This window comes from Hyphomicrobiales bacterium (assembly GCA_039989895.1).
In the GTDB taxonomy this organism is placed as follows: domain Bacteria; phylum Pseudomonadota; class Alphaproteobacteria; order Rhizobiales; family JACESI01; genus JACESI01.
The window spans coordinates 97,095-114,643 of the sequence record JBDXGY010000003.1 but is presented as its reverse complement, the minus strand read 5'-3'; the positions used below and the strand labels follow the sequence as shown (position 1 = coordinate 114,643).

At 50.4% G+C, this 17,549-nt stretch carries 17 protein-coding genes; 2 read left to right on the top strand and 15 right to left on the bottom strand.

Features of this window, described 5'->3' with window-relative positions:
* Positions 1-11 precede the first annotated feature (11 nt).
* From bioA to ABJ081_02825, 8 genes are all read right to left on the bottom strand, one after another.
* Entirely contained in the window at positions 12-1,295 is a 1,284-nt protein-coding gene (gene bioA / locus ABJ081_02860) for an adenosylmethionine--8-amino-7-oxononanoate transaminase (GenBank protein MEP6355598.1), read from the bottom strand.
* Positions 1,292-1,939, bottom strand: a complete 648-nt coding sequence (gene bioD / locus ABJ081_02855; GenBank protein MEP6355597.1) for a dethiobiotin synthase — start codon at positions 1,937-1,939, stop codon at positions 1,292-1,294. Before bioD ends, bioA begins: the two co-directional genes overlap by 4 nt.
* Complete coding sequence (locus ABJ081_02850; GenBank protein MEP6355596.1) at positions 1,936-3,066, bottom strand: 8-amino-7-oxononanoate synthase; 1,131 nt, start codon at positions 3,064-3,066, stop codon at positions 1,936-1,938. Before ABJ081_02850 ends, bioD begins: the two co-directional genes overlap by 4 nt.
* Positions 3,067-3,068: 2 nt before the next feature.
* Positions 3,069-4,046: a biotin synthase BioB gene (gene bioB / locus ABJ081_02845; GenBank protein MEP6355595.1), complete on the bottom strand. Its 978-nt coding sequence runs from the start codon at positions 4,044-4,046 to the stop codon at positions 3,069-3,071.
* 105 nt (positions 4,047-4,151) lie between these two features.
* Positions 4,152-5,135 (bottom strand): adenosylcobinamide-phosphate synthase CbiB, encoded by a 984-nt coding sequence (cbiB, locus tag ABJ081_02840; GenBank protein ID MEP6355594.1) that lies wholly within the window; start codon positions 5,133-5,135, stop codon positions 4,152-4,154.
* A complete protein-coding gene (gene cobD, locus ABJ081_02835) occupies positions 5,132-6,142 on the bottom strand; it encodes a threonine-phosphate decarboxylase CobD (protein MEP6355593.1) in 1,011 nt (336 codons plus the stop codon). The genes cbiB and cobD overlap by 4 nt, the downstream gene beginning before the upstream one ends.
* On the bottom strand, positions 6,139-7,599 hold the full coding sequence (locus tag ABJ081_02830) for a cobyric acid synthase (protein MEP6355592.1): 1,461 nt from the start codon (positions 7,597-7,599) through the stop codon (positions 6,139-6,141). Before ABJ081_02830 ends, cobD begins: the two co-directional genes overlap by 4 nt.
* A complete protein-coding gene (locus ABJ081_02825) occupies positions 7,596-8,903 on the bottom strand; it encodes a cobyrinate a,c-diamide synthase (GenBank protein MEP6355591.1) in 1,308 nt (435 codons plus the stop codon). Before ABJ081_02825 ends, ABJ081_02830 begins: the two co-directional genes overlap by 4 nt.
* Before the next feature lie 91 nt (positions 8,904-8,994).
* Between ABJ081_02825 and ABJ081_02820 the strand changes: the two genes are divergently transcribed.
* Positions 8,995-10,107: a cobalt-precorrin-5B (C(1))-methyltransferase gene (locus tag ABJ081_02820; GenBank protein ID MEP6355590.1), complete on the top strand. Its 1,113-nt coding sequence runs from the start codon at positions 8,995-8,997 to the stop codon at positions 10,105-10,107.
* Entirely contained in the window at positions 10,100-10,834 is a 735-nt protein-coding gene (locus tag ABJ081_02815) for a cobalt-precorrin-6A reductase (protein ID MEP6355589.1), read from the top strand. Before ABJ081_02820 ends, ABJ081_02815 begins: the two co-directional genes overlap by 8 nt.
* A gap of 2 nt (positions 10,835-10,836) precedes the next feature.
* Here ABJ081_02815 and ABJ081_02810 read toward each other — a convergent pair whose 3' ends face one another.
* The 7 genes from ABJ081_02810 to ABJ081_02780 all read right to left on the bottom strand — a co-directional run bounded on the left by ABJ081_02810 (position 10,837) and on the right by ABJ081_02780 (position 17,529).
* On the bottom strand, positions 10,837-11,070 hold the full coding sequence (locus tag ABJ081_02810) for a hypothetical protein (protein MEP6355588.1): 234 nt from the start codon (positions 11,068-11,070) through the stop codon (positions 10,837-10,839).
* A 135-nt stretch (positions 11,071-11,205) separates the two neighbouring features.
* Positions 11,206-11,976, bottom strand: coding sequence for a precorrin-4 C(11)-methyltransferase (gene cobM, locus ABJ081_02805; GenBank protein ID MEP6355587.1), 771 nt, complete (start codon positions 11,974-11,976; stop codon positions 11,206-11,208).
* Positions 11,977-11,987: 11 nt separating this feature from the next.
* Positions 11,988-13,796: a precorrin-3B C(17)-methyltransferase gene (gene cobJ, locus ABJ081_02800; protein ID MEP6355586.1), complete on the bottom strand. Its 1,809-nt coding sequence runs from the start codon at positions 13,794-13,796 to the stop codon at positions 11,988-11,990.
* Complete coding sequence (cobI, locus tag ABJ081_02795) at positions 13,786-14,520, bottom strand: precorrin-2 C(20)-methyltransferase (GenBank protein MEP6355585.1); 735 nt, start codon at positions 14,518-14,520, stop codon at positions 13,786-13,788. Before cobI ends, cobJ begins: the two co-directional genes overlap by 11 nt.
* Positions 14,517-15,737: a precorrin-6y C5,15-methyltransferase (decarboxylating) subunit CbiE gene (gene cbiE, locus ABJ081_02790; protein ID MEP6355584.1), complete on the bottom strand. Its 1,221-nt coding sequence runs from the start codon at positions 15,735-15,737 to the stop codon at positions 14,517-14,519. The genes cobI and cbiE overlap by 4 nt, the downstream gene beginning before the upstream one ends.
* On the bottom strand, positions 15,737-16,375 hold the full coding sequence (locus tag ABJ081_02785) for a precorrin-8X methylmutase (protein MEP6355583.1): 639 nt from the start codon (positions 16,373-16,375) through the stop codon (positions 15,737-15,739). The genes cbiE and ABJ081_02785 overlap by 1 nt, the downstream gene beginning before the upstream one ends.
* Positions 16,375-17,529, bottom strand: a complete 1,155-nt coding sequence (locus ABJ081_02780) for a sirohydrochlorin chelatase (GenBank protein MEP6355582.1) — start codon at positions 17,527-17,529, stop codon at positions 16,375-16,377. Before ABJ081_02780 ends, ABJ081_02785 begins: the two co-directional genes overlap by 1 nt.
* Positions 17,530-17,549: the final 20 nt, after the last annotated feature.

Below are 17,549 nucleotides of genomic sequence, written 5' to 3'. Positions count from 1 at the left end.
GCGTGCATTTTTTATAAAACCTTTGCCAGATGACACATAGCAGCGCAAACTTTTGAAAGCTCATCTTTGCTGATAATGAACGGAGGCATGCAATAAATATTGTGGCCAAAGGGTCGCAACCAAACGCCAAGCTCTTTGCATAAAGGATGGGCTTTGTCTGCGCTAATTTGGTGATCCATTTCAATCACCCCCATTGCGCCCAATACCCGCACATCTTTGACATGCGGTAACGTACGCGCGGGCGCTAGTTGCTCGGTCATTTGCGTCTCAAGTGTGGCGACATTCGCCGCCCAAGGAGTTTTTGCAAGAAGATCAAGGCTGCTGGATGCCGCCGCACAGGCCAATGGATTTGCCATGAAGGTTGGCCCATGCATGAAAACGCCGGGCTCTCCTTCGCCAATGCTTTGAGCTACCTTGTCGCTTGTCAGTGTTGCGGCAAAAGACAGAGTGCCGCCGGTCAGTGCCTTGCCCAAGCACATGATATCCGGTTCAATGGCGGTATGGTTGGTTGCAAACATTTTGCCAGTTCGGCCAAAGCCTGTGGCTATCTCATCGAAGATCAAAAGAATATTGAATTCATCGCACAAGAGCCGCGCCTGATTGAGATATTCAGGATGATAAAAATTCATACCACCCGCGCCCTGGGCCACAGGTTCTAGGATAAAGGCTGCAATGGTTTTGTGGTGGGCCTCAAAAAGATGCCTGAGCAGTCCAAGCCCATTTTGCTCTGGGTCGCCATTCCATTCCTCACCGAAGTTGATCGGCGGTTGTTCGACAAAGTGTTGAGTACTAAGCGCGCCTTGAAACAGATGATGCATGCCCGTTGTTGGGTCACAAACGCTCATCGCTTTCCACGTATCACCGTGATAGCCAGAACGGATGGTCGCAAATTGAACCTTGTCAGGGGAGCCGCTTGCATAATGATATTGCACGGCCATTTTCATGGCGACTTCAACGGCAACTGACCCGCTATCACAATAAAAAATCCGCTGCATGGAAGGCGGCGTAATAGCGAGTAATTTTTGGCCAAGCTCAATCGCTGGTTCATGGGTAAGCCCACCAAACATGACGTGAGGTAATTGATCGAGTTGTTGTTTGACAGCACCCACAATAGCGGGATGGCCATGGCCATGAATGGCGCTCCACCAAGACGACATAGCGTCAATGAGTTCAGTGCCATCATCAAGCGTGAGGTGCACGCCTTTTGCGCTGCGAACAAGATGTGTCGGGCCGGGCTGCGTAACATTGGTATAGGGGTGCCAGAGATGCTGCGCATCAAATGCCTGTGGGGTCATGTCATAGCCCCGCCAATTGGTGGTGCTTGGGTGAAAAGATTTAAATCAAAACCATCATTAAAGGCAGCTTTCAGCGTTTCTGGTGTCAGCTCATCTAAATGCGCCAGTCGGCCAAGGCGCGACACCTCTCCAAAATCACAAATAGTTTTTTCAACCGCTTCACAAGCCTCGCCGATAAAAGCAACGCCCAGCACTTCGCATCCTGTATCGCGCAGAGCTTTCACAGATAAGAGCGTATGATTGATGGTGCCAAGCGTGGTGCGGGCGCAAAGAACAACGGGTGCATTCCATTTGACGAATAGATCAAGAAACAGTTTCTCGCGGTTAATAGGCACCATAATGCCGCCAGCTCCTTCGACCACCAATGGCGTATCTATAGCTGGCAAAGAAAGTGAGTCTGTCGCAATATTTAGAGCTTCGGCTTCAGCGGCAAGGTGTGGTGAGGCGGGCATGGATAGGCGGTAAGTCTCTTCGAGGACATTGCAATTAGTTAGCCGACTTATAATTTGGCTATCAGTTTCCCCCTCTAGCCCGCATTGGACAGGTTTCCAATATGTGGCTTGAAGCGCTTGTGTCAGCGCTGCAGCAAAGATCGTTTTGCCGATGTTTGTATCTGTTCCTGTGATGATGAATGTCTGGCTCAACCGATCGCCTCCCGTTCGCGGGCAAGGATTGTAAACATTTCGGCGATACTATCAGCGGAGGTATTGAGGGTAATCGAGATACGCAATCGCGCCGTGCCGCGTGGTACAGTCGGTGGGCGAATACCACGCACATCAAAGCCATTATCCTGAAGGCGCGCGGCCAGGGCCATTGTCTTTTTATCGTCGCCAATAATCACCGGAATGATCTGGCTTTGCAGATCGCTTAAACCGCATGTCTCAAAGGCCTGCTGGTGAGCGTGAGCGATCAGATCATGGGCGGCTTTTTGACGGCTTGGATTATCGCGCAAATCATTCAAGCTAGCGCGCACCAGTGCGGCATTGAGAGGCGAGGGCGCGGTTGAAAAAATAAAGCCGCGCGCCTTGTTGATCAATGTTTCAATCAAGGGCGCTGCCCCACAAATCAATGCGCCGGATGCGCCGAGAGATTTGCCGCAGGTATGCAGTGAGATAATATTGCGTTGCCCCGCATAGTCATGAGCAAGCCCACGGCCTAAGTTTCCAAAAAGGCCCGTTGCATGGGCTTCATCAATAACAATGATCGCGTCATGGCGTTCAGCCATGCTCACAAAATCGGCAATCGGCACAAGATCACCATCCATGGAATAGACGCTTTCAACGCTCAACCAAACGCGACCAGTGCCGCCGTTATCGCGCCACTCTTTTATTTTTGCTTCCGCATCACCTGCATCATTATGGTTGAAGGCCACAGTCTGGGCGCGCCCAAGCTTCATGCCGTCATGGGTGCTTGCATGGATCAAGGCATCATAAACGACCAAATCTTCTTGTCGTGGCAATGTGCTAAAGATCGCGGTATTGGCCGCAAATCCGCAACCCATGAAGAGCGCACGCTCAACGCCGAAAAAATCTGCGGCTTCCTTTTCAAGGAGTTCATGTTCATCGGCATTCCCGCGTAAGAGCCGCGAGCCGCCAGAACCCACCCCAACGCCGCGTTCAAGCGCGTCGATCGCCGCAGTGCGCAATGTATCTGAAGCAGCAAGCCCCAAATAGTCATTGGATGAAAAATCATGTCCTGAGCGCGAGATAAGCGAGCGATAACGGCCTCTGGATTTTAGAGAATCCAGTGCGCTGTCATAACTGGCGAACATGCTCATCTGCTGCCGTCACATCCTGCGGCCATGGCTTCGATACCAAGCTTTGTAAAGAGAGCCGCATCTTTATCTTCTTCTGGATTATCGGCTGTTAGAAGCGTGTCGCCCACAAAGATAGAATTGGCACCAGCAAAGAAGCACATCGCCTGCATTTCATCGCTCATATCCGTGCGTCCTGCGGAAAGACGTACATGACATTTTGGCATCAAAATACGGGCGAGTGCGATGGTGCGGACAAATTCAATTGGATCAAGTTTTTCAACCTCAGCCAAAGGCGTGTCGCTCATCGGGATCAGCATATTGATCGGCACGCTGTCGGGGTGCTCTTCCAATGTGGCAAGGGTGAGCAACATATCAACACGGTCCATTTGTTGTTCGCCCATACCAACAATGCCACCGGAACAGACTTTAATGCCCGCTTCGCGCACACGGTTTAATGTGTCAATGCGATCGGCAAAGGTGCGTGTTGTGATAATTTCAGAGTAATAGCGCTCACTGGTGTCGATGTTGTGATTATAATAATCAAGACCAGCTTCTTTCAGACGTATAACCTGATCGACTTCCAGCATGCCAAGCGTCATGCAGGTTTCCATGCCCATGTCTTTGACACCTTGAACCATGGCTTCAATGGTTTGCATATCCCGCTCTTTAGGCGAGCGCCATGCAGCGCCCATGCAATAACGCGTAGCACCAGCCTCTTTGGCTTTGCGTGCTTCTTTGAGCACTTTTTCAACTTCCATCAATTTGGAAGCAGGCAATTGAGAGCCATTGCGCGCGGATTGACTGCAATAGGCACAATCTTCGGCACAGCCGCCGGTTTTGATGCTCAAGAGTTTGCTGCGCTGGACTTGATTAGGGTCGAAATGCTTTCTGTGCACGCTATGTGCTTGAAAAAGCAGGTCATTAAAGGGTTGAGAATAAATTTCGTCCGCTTCTTCGCGCGTCCAATTATTACGTATTTCTAATTTTTTAAGCACCGTAAAGCTCCATAATCTCGTTTTAATTGGTTTTTACAGATTATTTCTCAAAGGGTATAGGTGAATATGTTATTTTATTGATGGAAAGAATCGGAAACAGGATAGCTAAATTGCAATGCCGAGCCCGATTAACAGAATAGCTAATAAAAGCAGTGCTGTCAGCGTTAATGAACGACGGTAAAACTTGAGAGCAATGAAAATATCATCTCTTGTTAGATTGTGGCGCCCATGGCCCATTGTTGCCAGATCAACAATTTTGTTTTCATAAGCGCGCACACCACCCAATGTTATCCCCAGCCCACCTGCCATGGAAGCTTCCGGCCAGCCAGCATTGGGCGAGATGTGATGCGGGGCATCGCGGAACATAGCATTTATCGCCTCTTTGCCATTTCCTTTGCGGCTGAAGGTGGCGCTTGCGGCAAATAAAAGGGCTGTTAGACGAGAGGCAGGATAATTCACTACATCGTCAAGCCGTGCGGCGGCACACCCAAAAGACAGATATTTTTCCGATTTATAGCCAATCATACTGTCAGCGGTATTTATCACTTTATAGATCAAGGCCCCCGGTAATCCAAAAAGCGCCATCCAGAACAAGGGTGCGATCACGCCATCGGATGTATTTTCGGCAAGGCTTTCAATCGCAGCTTTTGCAATCTCACTCTCGTTCAATGCATCTGGGTCACGCCCGACAATGTGCCTTATTGCCTCGCGGCCAGCCTCTAAGCTCACATCAAGCGCATCGGCCACGGCTTTTACAAAGGTATGCAGGGATTTTTGTGCGAGAAGAGAAGAAGCAGCGATAGCCTCGATTAGTGGCCCGCCCGTGAGGGAGCGCGTAAAGCTTGTTAAAATAATGGCCGCAATGAAGGTGATAACGAGCAAGAACAGCAAGGCCAACGCACCATTGAGTTTACGGGCTTCATTTGAAAAAGATGGCCTGTTCAAGAGTTTATCAAGCAGTGAAATGATCCAGCCAAACCACACAACAGGATGACGAATGAGGGTATAAAGCCAGTTTGGATAACCGATCAAGCGCTCAAATAAGAGAGCGATGAAGGCGATCAGCACATTGGTCACAAGATAAGTCATTCACTGCTCACCGCTTTTTGGAGGCGGTTTAAATTGTGGTCACAGTCCACAAGGCCGATGCGCAGCCAATGTGGATTATAATCAAACCGGCGAACATATATTTTATGGCTGAGAAGGCGCATGAATAAAGCGTCTGCATTATCCTCTTCAATCAGGGTGAAAAGGTCTGTGCGACCACAAATTCTAAGCCCGTTATCCTGCAATAGTTTGTTGAACACACTAGACTTGGCCTTCAAAGTTTCGCGTGTTTTTGTTTGCCAATCGACATCTTGAAGCGCTGCTCTGCCAAGGCTAAGTGCCGGGCCAGAGACAGCCCATGTGCCAAGATACGCAGATAGTCGGGCGCAAATATCGGGCCGGGCGATGGCAAAGCCGAGCCTCAAGCCCGCAAGACCGAAAAACTTACCAACTGACTTTAAAATAATCACATTATAATCGCGTGTCAGCGCCGCCGCTGTAAGGTTTGGCTCACAATCCCCAAAGGCCTCATCAACAATCAGCCATCCGCCCGCATTACTATGGCGTGCCGCGAGAGTTTTGAGAGTGTCAGCGTCATAGGTTTTGCCATCAGGATTATTAGGATTGACCAAAACCGTTATGCCGTCTGCCGCGCCCTCATGTGGGGTTTTAATCTGATTGATGTCTTGGCCGTTGCGCGCCCAAGCCGCAGCATGATCACCATAGGTGGGCGAGACAATTGAAACGCTTTTTGCATTTAAGAGCGAAGGCAGCATTTGAATTAAAAGGGCGCTTCCAGGAGCTGCAATCAAATGATTTGCGCTGGGCGCGCCATAATAGCGAGCGGCCGCATCAAGCAATGCGTTCATATGAGACGGCTGTGGTAATTGATGCCAATGCGAGGGTGCAATAGAGGGAAGCGGATAGGGGTGAGGATTGATGCCAGTGGATAGATCAAGCCAGTCTTCGGCCTTGCCTGCATCATAGCCCGCCTTGATGGCAAGCTGCATTGCCTCTTCTATATCGCCGCCATGAATGATTGTCGTCATGATGGTTGGCCTCTTGCAATATCAAGCAGACGGTCAAGCGCGACGTTTTCTTCCAGATGGTTTGCAAGACCATCCAACGTTTCTTCGATGACGTGCGCGTAAGACATGCCACAATTTTTCGACCCCAATGCAGCAAGATAGGCGTGTCTGAAATCATCGCTTGCGAAAATACCGTGCAAATAGGTGCCAGAAATTTGTCCGTCTCTCACACTGGCGCCTTCATAGCGTGCGCTAATACGGGCGAAGGGCCGTGCACAATCAGGCCCTGTTGTTTCTCCCAAGTGCATTTCATAGCCAACCAACTTTTTGTCTGTAGCGTGATGATATGCAGTGCTGATTTCAAGTGATTTTTTCTCCACTAATGTTGTTTCAACATCAAGAAGACCGAGGCCTTTGATACTTCCTGCAGGCCCTTCAATGCCGTTTGGGTCATGGATCATTCGCCCAAGCATTTGATAACCGCCACAAATCCCAAGCACGCGGCCGCCACGTCGAATATGGGCTTTGAGATCAATATCCCAGCCTTGGGTTTGAAAAAACTCCATATCGGCAATGGTTGATTTTGATCCGGGTATTAATATCAAATCCGCATCGGCGGGCAATATCTCACCGGGTTGCACAAAGGTCACCGCCACATTGCTCTCTAGGCGTAAAGGATCAAGATCATCGAAATTAGCAATGCGCGATAATCGCGGCACTGCGATTTTTATGATGCCGTCTTCTTGGGTCATTGTATCAAGGGCTAATGCATCTTCTGCTGGCAGATTTCGAGCTGATGCAAAATGTGGCACAACACCCGCAGACCGCCATCCTGTTTGTTGCTCAATGATGCGCAAGCCTTCATCAAAAAGACTGGTGTCACCGTGAAAGTTATTAATGAGAAAAGCTTTGATTCTCACTGCATCAGCATTGTTTAACACGTGCTTCGTGCCAACGAGCGAGGCAATGACACCGCCGCGATGGATGTCGCCAACGAGCAAGACAGGTAAATCAGCGGCCTGTGCAAAACCCATATTGGCAAGATCAGCCTCGCGCAGATTAACCTCAGCTGGACTGCCAGCCCCTTCCACCAAAACCAGATCAGCTTCTTTTTGAAGATGCTCATAGCTTTTCAGAATTTGGGGCATAAATTGGGCGCGGTTTTTGAAATAATCACGGGCACTCATGGTGGCCACGCGCTTGCCTTGCACAATCACCTGACTGCCAATATCCGTTTCTGGCTTAAGTAGTACTGGGTTCATATGGACGCTTGGTTCAACGCCGCAAGCTTTGGCTTGCAGCGCCTGCGCTCGGCCTATCTCGCCGCCCTCCATGGTGACAGCCGCATTGTTTGACATATTTTGCGGCTTGAAAGGGCGCACGCTCATGCCTCGGTTTTTGAACGCACGGCAAAGCCCAGCGACAATCAATGATTTCCCAACATCCGAGCCAGTGCCCATCACCATCAGCGCGCTCATGCCTCATCACTCCACTCTGCTGCAATGACATGGGCATATGATCCCATGATGCGCCCTTGATGCACCCCCATAGAAACTTCAGTTTCATCAAGTGCATTACTTGCCTGAAACAAGGCTGCTCCGTCTTGACTGGCTGTGAGTGTGGAATAATGAAACTCATGACCGCGCAGTCGTTTTGGCCATGGCAGAGGGCTGTCGTGGGTGAGTTTTCTGTACCCTAAATGTCGCGTGCGGTTTTCAAAACTTGTAGTAACAGGCAATAGACCTGCCATAAAATGTGCGGTTCCATTGGCATCAATCAGTTGATCCCCCATCACCATGAACCCACCACATTCGCCGTAGATAAGAGCTTGTTTGGCGCGGGCTCGCAGACCATCGATAAAGTTGGTGTTCTCGCTCAAGGTGCCAGCATGAAGTTCTGGATAACCGCCCGGTAAAAACACGGTATCGACTGAAGGGTCTGGGGCTTCATTAGCCAAAGGCGAAAATGGTAAAATTTCTGCGCCCGCGTCTCGCCAGCCGTCGAGGAGGTGTTGATAAGTAAAGCTGAAGGCCTCATCTTGAGCAATGGCAATGCGTTGACCGAGTGGTGGGAGAGGTTTTGTTTCATTATGGGATTGAGCGAGAGGATCGCAGATGGATGTCAACATTGCTAAATCGATGTGCTTGGCTACACAATCGGCGGCGCGCTCAATGAGCTCCTCAATATTTGTCTGCTCAGATGCTTGAACAAGACCCAGATGCCGAGATGGCATGACAAGCTGCTCATCGCGGGGCAGGCACCCAAGTACAGGCATCCCAACCTGAGCGGCCGCCTGATTAAGCAGTGCTGAATGGCGCGGGCTGCCGACCCGATTAAAAATAACACCCGCTACCGTGACGTCATGACGGAATGTCTTAAAGCCATGAAGAAGGGCTGCAGCTGAGCTGCTTTGCGCGCGGGCATCAACAATCAAAATCACAGGAAGATCAAGCATGGCGGCAATATCAGCTGTTGAACCCGTGCCATCAATGGCCCCGTCAAAAAGGCCCATAACGCCCTCAACAATAAAAAGACCATCAAGACTTGCGGCGAGGCTTTGAACAAATGCGGGCCCCATTGCCCAACTATCGAGATTAATACACGCTGTGCCACCGGCAAGGGTGTGAAACGCGGGGTCAATATAGTCAGGACCCACTTTGGCGCTTAACACAGCTTGCCCGGCGCGCTTTAATGCCCGCAGAATGCCGAGTGTGATAAGAGTTTTGCCCGCACCGGAGTGGGGGGCAGCAATAACACAGCCTGTTTGTGGTTGAGCGCTCAAAAAGAATCCTACATCTTGACGTTTAAGATTGATGTATAGAACGAGGTTATGATGCACTCAATCAATTATGAAGACGGATAACAAGAAGACGATGGAAAATAAGGGCCGCAAACCTTTGAGAGACGACGGACAGCCACTGAAACGCGGTTGGACAACGGGTGCTTGTGCCACAGCCGCGACCAAATCCGCGCTTCACGCCCTCTTAAACGGGACTTTTGAGGATCCAGTTTCCATCACTTTGCCAAAAGGGGAGCGACCGAGTTTTCCACTGGCGCATGAAAAAAGCGGTGATGGCTATGCTGAAGTTGGTATTATTAAAGATGCAGGCGATGACCCCGATGTCACCCATGGCGCGATGATTATTGCCCGCGTTATGAAAGCACAACCAGGTGCAGGCATTGTTTTTAAGGGAGGCAAGGGCGTGGGGATAGTGACAAAGCCCGGCCTGCCCATTCCTGCCGGACAACCGGCTATAAACCCCGTGCCTCGTGCATTAATGAGCGCGGTTATCACCACACTTTGTGAAGAACATGGGGAGCGAGCAGACATAGAGGTCGAAATTTCTGTGCCAAATGGCGAAGAGCTGGCCGCAAAAACATGGAACCCGCGGCTTGGTATTGTTGGCGGGCTTTCTATTCTTGGCACAACGGGCATTGTACATCCGTTTTCTTGTTCGGCATGGATTCACTCGATTCATCGGGGTATTGATGTAGCCTGCGCCGAAGGCTTGCACCATGTGGTAGGCTCGACTGGTTCAACCTCTGAAAAAGCCGTGCAGGACCATTTTGGTCTGCCTGATCATGCCATGCTGGATATGGGTGATTTTGTTGGCGGTCTATTGAAGTATTTACGCAAACATCCCGTGTCGCGTCTTACCATTGGGGGTGGTTTTGCCAAGCTTACCAAACTTGGTCAAGGTTTTATGGACCTTCATTCAGGGCGCTCGCAGGTGGATTTCAATTGGCTGGCTGCGCGTGCTGTGGAGGCGGGCATTGCTCTTGCTGCCGATGACATTCGTGCTGCGAACACAGCTCAACATGCACGCGAAATTGCGCTTGAAGAGGGTGTTGATCTGGCCCCTGTTATCGCACGTCACGCGCGCGAAAAAGCAAGTGCAATGATGCAAGGCGCACCGGTTGAAATTGATGTTATGGTGGTCGATAAACAAGGTATTATCATCGCGCATGAGGTCATAGATGAGTAAACGACTTCTCATTTTGGGGGGCACAAGCGAGGCCCGTGCTCTGGCAAATCAGCTAAATGAGTTGGAATATGATATCATATCATCACTGGCGGGGCGCACGGATAATCCGCTTTTACCTGATGGATCGACACGGATTGGAGGTTTTGGTGGGGTCGACGGATTGTCTGCCTATTTAAAAGCAGAAAATATTAACCTGCTGATTGATGCAACCCATCCTTTTGCTGCGCGTATTTCCAGCAATGCTGTAGAGGCAGCGCATCGATCAAACATTCAAATTATCCGTTTAGAACGCCCGCCTTGGAGTGCTGAAAAGGGTGACATATGGCATCATGTGCAAAGTTTGGAAGATGCCGTGGCGATCTTGCCGGAAGAGGCAACAGCATTTGTTACAATTGGGCGGCAACAGCTTGGGGCTTTTTTAGAGCGCGATGATCTGCGCATTATAGCGCGCGCCATTGAAGAGCCAAAAATTTCTTTACCTGGAAATTGGAAAGTTTTACTCGACCGTCCACCATTTTCGCTCAAAGACGAGCTCGCTCTTTTTCAAAAATATCAAATTGATGTTTTGGTGACAAAGAATGCAGGGGGGAGCGAAACGCGCGAAAAGCTTTTGGCCGCAAGGCAATTACAAAAGCCAGTCATCATCGTCAACCGCTTACCGAAACCACCGGTTCCCCTGTTTGAAACAGGGGCTGCGGTGGTGGACTATTTGAAGTCTAAGGCCTGATTTTATTTGATTTTTAGGTTTTTAAAGAGATCACCAAAATCAGCGCTATTAATTTCTACCGCATCGCTCTTTTGTGTCGGTGAATTGCCACCAGCGTAGTCTTCTAATGACTGTGAAACAGTGTTTTTCAATGAACCTTCTTGACCAAATGTAAATTCAGCGACTTTAAAATCTGCACTTGCTGTGCCTGCTGAAACCAAAATCATTGCTGCTGTTGCTAAAATAACTTTTTTCATAACGTCTACCCTTTGTGTGTTCGGCAGTTCAGCTGCCTTCTATGACTATAAGGTGGGTAGGGTGGGCTTCACTTACGAATCAATGAAAAGCGATAGAGAGGTAACTTGAACTCACAACAATGAGAGCGCGGGGTGTTATCGCTTTTTCTTTCCTTTGTTGCGCAACACATGTGCAAATGATGCATCATAAAGAGCGCTGTCTTTGAAATTATGCTGTTCAAAAACTCGTCCGACAAATATCAGCGCGGTGCGTGTAATTTTGGCTTTGCGAACCTTGTCGCGGATATCTGATAGTGTGCCGCGGATTATGAGTTGATCTGGCCACGTGGCGCGGTAGATCACAATCACGGGACAATCAGCCCCATAATGCGGTGTGAGTGTTTCTTCGATATGCTTTAAGTTTCGTATAGAAAGATGAATGGCAAGGGTTGCCCCTGAACGACCAAAGGTGTCGAGATCTTCGCCCTCGGGCATACTCGATGCTTTGCCTGAGGTGCGAGTGACAATCACTGATTGTGCAATTTCTGGAAGCGTTAATTCCATTTTCAATTCCGCCGCCGCCGCCGCATAGGCAGCCACACCTGGGACAATCTCAAAGGGAATATCAAGGGCATCAAGTCGCCTAATTTGTTCTGCGAGTGCACCATAAAGCGATGGATCGCCCGAATGAACCCGCGCGATGTCTTCACCTCGCTTATGAGCCGCTTCAATGTCAGCCATGATTTCATCAAGATTCATGGGGGCTGTATCTTTGACGAGGGCATTACTAGGGGCTGCCTCAACAATAGCCTCTGGCACAAGTGAGCCTGCATAAAGACATAAGGGACAGCGCTCAATTAAACGCAATCCGCGAACTGTAATGAGATCTGGGGCACCGGGTCCCGCGCCAATAAAATAAACGGTCATCGTTTTATCCTTCAGATTTCTTTGCGGTCATAGCCGCGCGGCGTGTAGACCCATGTTTTGCCGTCGCCGGTGTTGAGCGTTTTGGAATTCGAAGAACCAACCATCACCAGCGTCAGCATATCCACATCCTCGCTGTTCACCGTATCAAGCGTGAAGACGCGCACGTGCTCTGCGGGGCGACCGAGGTCAGTTGCTAAAATAACTGGCGTATCACCGGGGCGGGAGGTGCGTAAAATATCAAAAGCTTCATCCAGCAAGGTCACACGACGTTTTGAGCGTGGATTATAAAAGGCAATCACAAAGTCACCCTTTGCTGCTGCATGAAGCCGCTTGATGATATCATCGCGTGGGGTCAGCAAATCAGACAGTGATATGCAGCAAAAATCGTGACCAATGGGTGCGCCTATACGTGCGGCGGCGGCTTGAAAAGCGGAAATGCCGGGAGAGACAGTCACCTCCACGCGCCGTGCGCCATCAGATAAGGGGCCTTCGGCAGCGCCTGTATCAATTAGTTCATAGGCAAGTGTCGCCATGGCATAAATGCCTGGGTCACCGGAACACACAACGGCCACGTTCTTGCCAGCGCTTGCAAGTTCCATGGCATGGCGCACGCGTTTTTCCTCTGCGCCGAGAGGAAAGCGGTGTTCTTGTTGGATGCTTTTTAAATCTTGAATGAGATCGAGATAAAGATCATAGCCCACCCAGTCAGATGCTTGACGCAGAAGTTGAGCTGCTTCGCCAGAGCGCCATGACGTGTCGCCTGGCCCTACACCGACAAGAAAAACACGACCTCGGCTTTGCCCAAGAGTGATAGCGGTGGGTGAGGGGGCCTCTCCTATGGCAGCGGTCACTTTCGCGGTCTTTTGTTTGGTAAGGCGCAATTGACCACTTGGACCGACAGCTGCAAGTGCCGCCCCTTCGGCAACACCGGCAACACCCACTTCTGCTTTCACAACCTTCGATGGATTTTCAAGGCGGTGTTCTTGGGTCGCCAGTTTTGGTTTTGAAAAGAAGCAGGCAGGCACATTAAAATGATTGGCGACAGCATGTAGGGCTGCCTCATCGGACTTGATGTCGATTGATGCGATACATGCCAGTGCAAAAGGGGATACTTTCGCATCAGTGAGTATTTTTGTACCAAGCTCAATGGCTTCATGGGCGGGCGCTCCGCGCTCTGACCCCATACCTAGCACCAGTGTTTTGGGGTGATAGACGAGATGATTTTCTGCGCCTTCTAAAAGACTGCTGGTGATGGAAATCTTTAAAGTACCATCGCCATGGATTGGAAGCTGGCTTTTGGTTAGCCATTCTGCGGTGCCTGAAAGCTGAATGCTTTCGCCGGCGAGAACCTGCGCCATAAAAGCTTTGGCGTCATTGGGGTTTGATAAATGATACCCTTGTGGCGGCTGATCGAGGGCAATACCAAAATTCACATCACCTGATGTGGTGATGGCTGGGTGTGTATCCAAATCTTTTGCTATTTTGTGGGCTAAATCATTGGCCCCATGATGACCACCTAAAAGGGGCACCACAGCGTTGCCATCTTCTGCGACGGCGATCACGGGCGGTTCTTGCCACTTGTCACTTAAAATGCCGCCAAGGCATCGGATGAGAATACCACTTGAACAAAGGCCGATGATCGGGCGGGCTTGTTTGAATAACGATTGCAAATGCTCGCCTGTTTTGGTGAAGGAAATATCCCCGCTTGCGCGTTTTGACAAGGCGTGGATTTCTACATCATGCATTGTTGCCTTAAGGCGCTTGGCGGTTGTTTCACCACGTTTTGAAAGCACGATGATTGCGGGATTCTTATTGGCCATCGGTTGCTCCCCAGCGTTCTGCGCCTTTATAGATCAAAATGGTTGAAAAATATGGCTGCTTACCTTCTTCAACCTCATTCAACGGTGTAATTTTTTCGCCCGCACCTGTGGCGTGTTCAATCAGGATAGCCGCATCTGCAAGGCCAAGTTTGCGTAAAATAGTGCGTAGCTTTCCAAAATGTCGCCCCACCTTAATAATTGCTGCTGCTTCGGTATTAGCCAGTTCAACTTCCAGTATGGTTTCGTCCATGGGGGCGGGTAGAATTTTTAGGCGTTCATTACGCGCACTTAACGGCCGCCCACTTGCTGCGGCACAGGCTGTAAGTGAGGTGATGCCGGGTATAATCTCGCACTCAAAACGATTTGAGAGGCGTTCCACAAGATACATGGCCGAGCCATAGAAAAAGGGGTCGCCCTCGCATAAAAGAGCGACATCATTTCCAGCTTGAAGAGTCTCAGCGATATGGCGTGCGGCCACATCATAGGCATCTGACGCGGGCGTGCGTTCAACACGCATGGGCATGGTGAAACCATATTCTTTGGCGCCCACAGGAATATGGGGGGCTGCGATCTCACGGGCAAAACCAGTGCTCTTGTCACCAGTTGCAGGATGGGCAACAGGATAAGCAATCATGGCGCCAGACTGGATCACGCGAACTGCTTTTAAGGTGAGAAGTTCAGGATCACCCGGACCAACACCGATGGCATATAATCGTCCGCTCATGGTTTTGTGACCCGCCATTGCAACACGCTCATGCGCGGTTCAAGCGCGTGCATACGCCCCACATTAGTGAGATGTGATATATCAAGGCGTACAAGATCGCCGCCATAAGTTTTGTGAAGCGATATGGCTTGCGCTTCGCCTTCTAAGGTCACCGTATTGGCAACTAAAATGCCGCCACTGCGCAAGGCGCGCCATGCTGTATCAAACAGGCCATCTGTGGTGATGCCACCGCCAATGAAAATAGCATCTGGCGTGGGTTGATCTTTCAAGCTGTCAGGAGCTTTGCGCGCAACGATGTCAAGCGTGGGAACGCCAAGGGCTGGTGCGTTCTCTGCAATCATAGCAAGGCGGGCTTCGTCGCGTTCAAAGGCAATCGCCTTTGCACCACGCGCTGCGCGCATCCATTCAATCGCAACTGATCCACAGCCTGCGCCTATGTCCCACAAAAGCGCATTGGGATAAGGGGCGAGTGCTGAAAGCGTGGCCGCACGCACCTCGCGTTTGGTGAGTTGGCCGTCATGGATAAAGGCGTCATTTGGCAATCCCGCGATGCGCGGTTGGATAACGGCTTTTTTGCCGGCAATGCATTCAATGGCCAGCATATTGAAATCAGCAAAATTATGCTGTGTTACTTCATCGGCTAAGCAAGATACGACGCGTTCTTCTTTGCCGCCTAAATGTTCAAGCACCGTGATTTTTGATTTTTCAAATCCCCGCCCAATAAGAAGCTGTGCTGCCTCATTAACAGTCTTGCCGCTTGATGTTAGAGCTAAGATTTTATTGTTCGGTTCAATAAAAGCCTGCAAGCGCGAGACGGCGCGGCCATGCAAGGAGATTGTGTCCACATCTTGCATAGCCCAGCCAAGATGATTGGCCGCGAGAGAAAAACCGGATGGGTATGGAATGGTCAAAATTTCATCAGCTGGAATTGTGCGAACCAATGTTGAGGCAATACCGAAATGAAACGGATCACCTGTCGCCAAAATGGTAATAGCCTCACCGCGTCGCTCATGTAAAGAGCGTATTGTTTCATGAATACGACTAGTCCACGGGGTGACCTGTTTGCCTTTAAGCGCCTCGCTCGGAATGCTTTGCAATACCCGTTCAGGCGCAATTAGATTGTTGGCCTGATCAAACAAAAGGCGGGCAGGCGGGGTTAGGCTTTCAAGGCCGTTATCTCCAATGCCGATTATCGTGAGCCATGCAGCATGTGCCATCAGGCGGCAACCTTGTCTCGTGCGAGTTTTGAAATGGCATTCAAGGAGGCTGACGCAATGGCGCTTCCACCACGGCGGCCTGTGAGTGTGATGAAAGGAACCCCGCGAGGATTGGCGGCAAGTTCTGCCTTTGATTCTGCCGCGCCGACAAATCCAACAGGAGAAGCCAGAATAGCGGCTGGTTTTGGAGCGCCCGCATCAATCGCTTCTAACAGGGCAAAAAGGGCTGTGGGCGCATTGCCGATGACAACGATGCTGCCGACAAGTTGTTCGTGCCACAAGCTCACCTGTGCGGCAGAGCGTGTTGTTTTTTGATGGCGCGCAAGACTCGGCACTTGGTCGTGGTTTAAAAAGCACATCACCTCATTTCCTGTTGGCAGGAGTGAAGCAATGATGCCGGAGCGCACCATCTCGCAATCGGTGATAATCGGTGCGCCATTTTGTAACGCGCGTGTGGCAGACGCAACAACATTATCAGAATAAGCGACGTCGGCTGCAAGATCAGTCATGCCGCAGGCATGGATCATCCGTTCCACCACATCACCGATGTCCGTGGGCAGCGCTGTAAAGTCCACTTCATCGCGGATGGTAGCAAATGATTTGGCATAGATGGCGGTTGGGTCTTTTAAATAGTCCATCACGCGCCTCCTTTTTTGTCTGGCGCACTAACTGGTCGCAGAGTTGTCGGACCAAGCGGGTGATCCGCATGAGGGTAGGGATGGTGGGTATGGCTATGGTCATGCTCATGCGTATGCTCGCCATGGTCGTGGTTATGATCGTGTCCATGGTCATGATTGGTTTCTGGTGGCAGAGCCTCGACGCCCCCCTGTCGGCAATAAAAACCATTGCAATCGCCTTTGCAGGGGCAATCTTCAGGCGCGATGGTGCCGATGCCTTCCACATGGTGGTGGTGGCTTTCCTGTGGCAGGCCAACTTGATCTTCAAAACCCAACACCTGGGCCCGATATTTGCACATTGAACAGTTCATGGTGTTTTCGCCGGTATCAATTTGCTCAAGTCGTTCTGCAAAAGTTTCCAGCACCTGCGGGTGATCGTTCAAATATCCGACTTTCAGGAAGTCTATGTCGGCATGGTTTTGCGCGACAAAATCTGTGCTGTCGTAAATGCGCTTGATGAGAACGCCCGTGAAGAGGAAATAAGGAAAAACCAATACCCGCTTGAACCCAAGCCGTGCGACTTTTTCTAGCGCGGGTTCAACAAGCGGGAAGGTGACGCCTGAATAAGCAACTTCGCCCCAGCCGAAACCAAAGCCCTCCCATAACAACCGCATGACCTTGGAAATATTAGAATTGGCATCAGGGTCAGAAGAGCCGCGACCAACCACCACAAGCAGCGTTTCCTCTATCGGTATATCGGAAGGGTTCTCATCGAGCGTTTCTTGAATGCGCGCGGCGGCAGCTTTCATCATTTTAGGGTCAATGCCCAGCTCTTTGCCATAATCAATCTTGATATTATTTTCTGCTGCATATTGATTGAGCACGGAAGGAATATCATTCTTGGCATGACCTGCGGCAAACAACATGCCGGGGACAGCTTTTATCCGCGTCACGCCCTGCTCTCTTAATTTATCAAGACCTGTGCGGATGACGGGCGTTGCAAATTCAAGATAGCCATATTCAACCGGAATGTTCGGATAAAGCGCGCGCAGCCCCTTGGCGACCTTTGCAAATTCATCGACGGCAAATTTATTGCGGCTGCCGTGACCACAGACCATAATGCCGATTTTCTCTGCGCCCAAAGAAGTGTTGTCTTGGATTGTTGCGTCAAGCATGGGTTATCTCACTTTGAAGG

What these genes read in the sequence shown, in the direction of transcription:
- cbiE (MEP6355584.1), bottom strand. Translation starts at nt 15,737, where the DNA reads ATGGCACATGCTGCATGGCTCACGATAATCGGCATTGGAGATAACGGC.
- cobD (MEP6355593.1), bottom strand. Translation starts at nt 6,142, where the DNA reads ATGACGACAATCATTCATGGCGGCGATATAGAAGAGGCAATGCAGCTT.
- ABJ081_02810 (MEP6355588.1), bottom strand. Translation starts at nt 11,070, where the DNA reads ATGAAAAAAGTTATTTTAGCAACAGCAGCAATGATTTTGGTTTCAGCA.
- cobM (MEP6355587.1), bottom strand. Translation starts at nt 11,976, where the DNA reads ATGACCGTTTATTTTATTGGCGCGGGACCCGGTGCCCCAGATCTCATT.
- bioA (MEP6355598.1), bottom strand. Translation starts at nt 1,295, where the DNA reads ATGACCCCACAGGCATTTGATGCGCAGCATCTCTGGCACCCCTATACC.
- ABJ081_02815 (MEP6355589.1), top strand. Translation starts at nt 10,100, where the DNA reads ATGAGTAAACGACTTCTCATTTTGGGGGGCACAAGCGAGGCCCGTGCT.
- cobI (MEP6355585.1), bottom strand. Translation starts at nt 14,520, where the DNA reads ATGAGCGGACGATTATATGCCATCGGTGTTGGTCCGGGTGATCCTGAA.
- ABJ081_02830 (MEP6355592.1), bottom strand. Translation starts at nt 7,599, where the DNA reads ATGAGCGCGCTGATGGTGATGGGCACTGGCTCGGATGTTGGGAAATCA.
- ABJ081_02780 (MEP6355582.1), bottom strand. Translation starts at nt 17,529, where the DNA reads ATGCTTGACGCAACAATCCAAGACAACACTTCTTTGGGCGCAGAGAAA.
- ABJ081_02785 (MEP6355583.1), bottom strand. Translation starts at nt 16,375, where the DNA reads ATGGACTATTTAAAAGACCCAACCGCCATCTATGCCAAATCATTTGCT.
- cobJ (MEP6355586.1), bottom strand. Translation starts at nt 13,796, where the DNA reads ATGGCCAATAAGAATCCCGCAATCATCGTGCTTTCAAAACGTGGTGAA.
- cbiB (MEP6355594.1), bottom strand. Translation starts at nt 5,135, where the DNA reads ATGACTTATCTTGTGACCAATGTGCTGATCGCCTTCATCGCTCTCTTA.
- ABJ081_02820 (MEP6355590.1), top strand. Translation starts at nt 8,995, where the DNA reads ATGGAAAATAAGGGCCGCAAACCTTTGAGAGACGACGGACAGCCACTG.
- ABJ081_02850 (MEP6355596.1), bottom strand. Translation starts at nt 3,066, where the DNA reads ATGTTCGCCAGTTATGACAGCGCACTGGATTCTCTAAAATCCAGAGGC.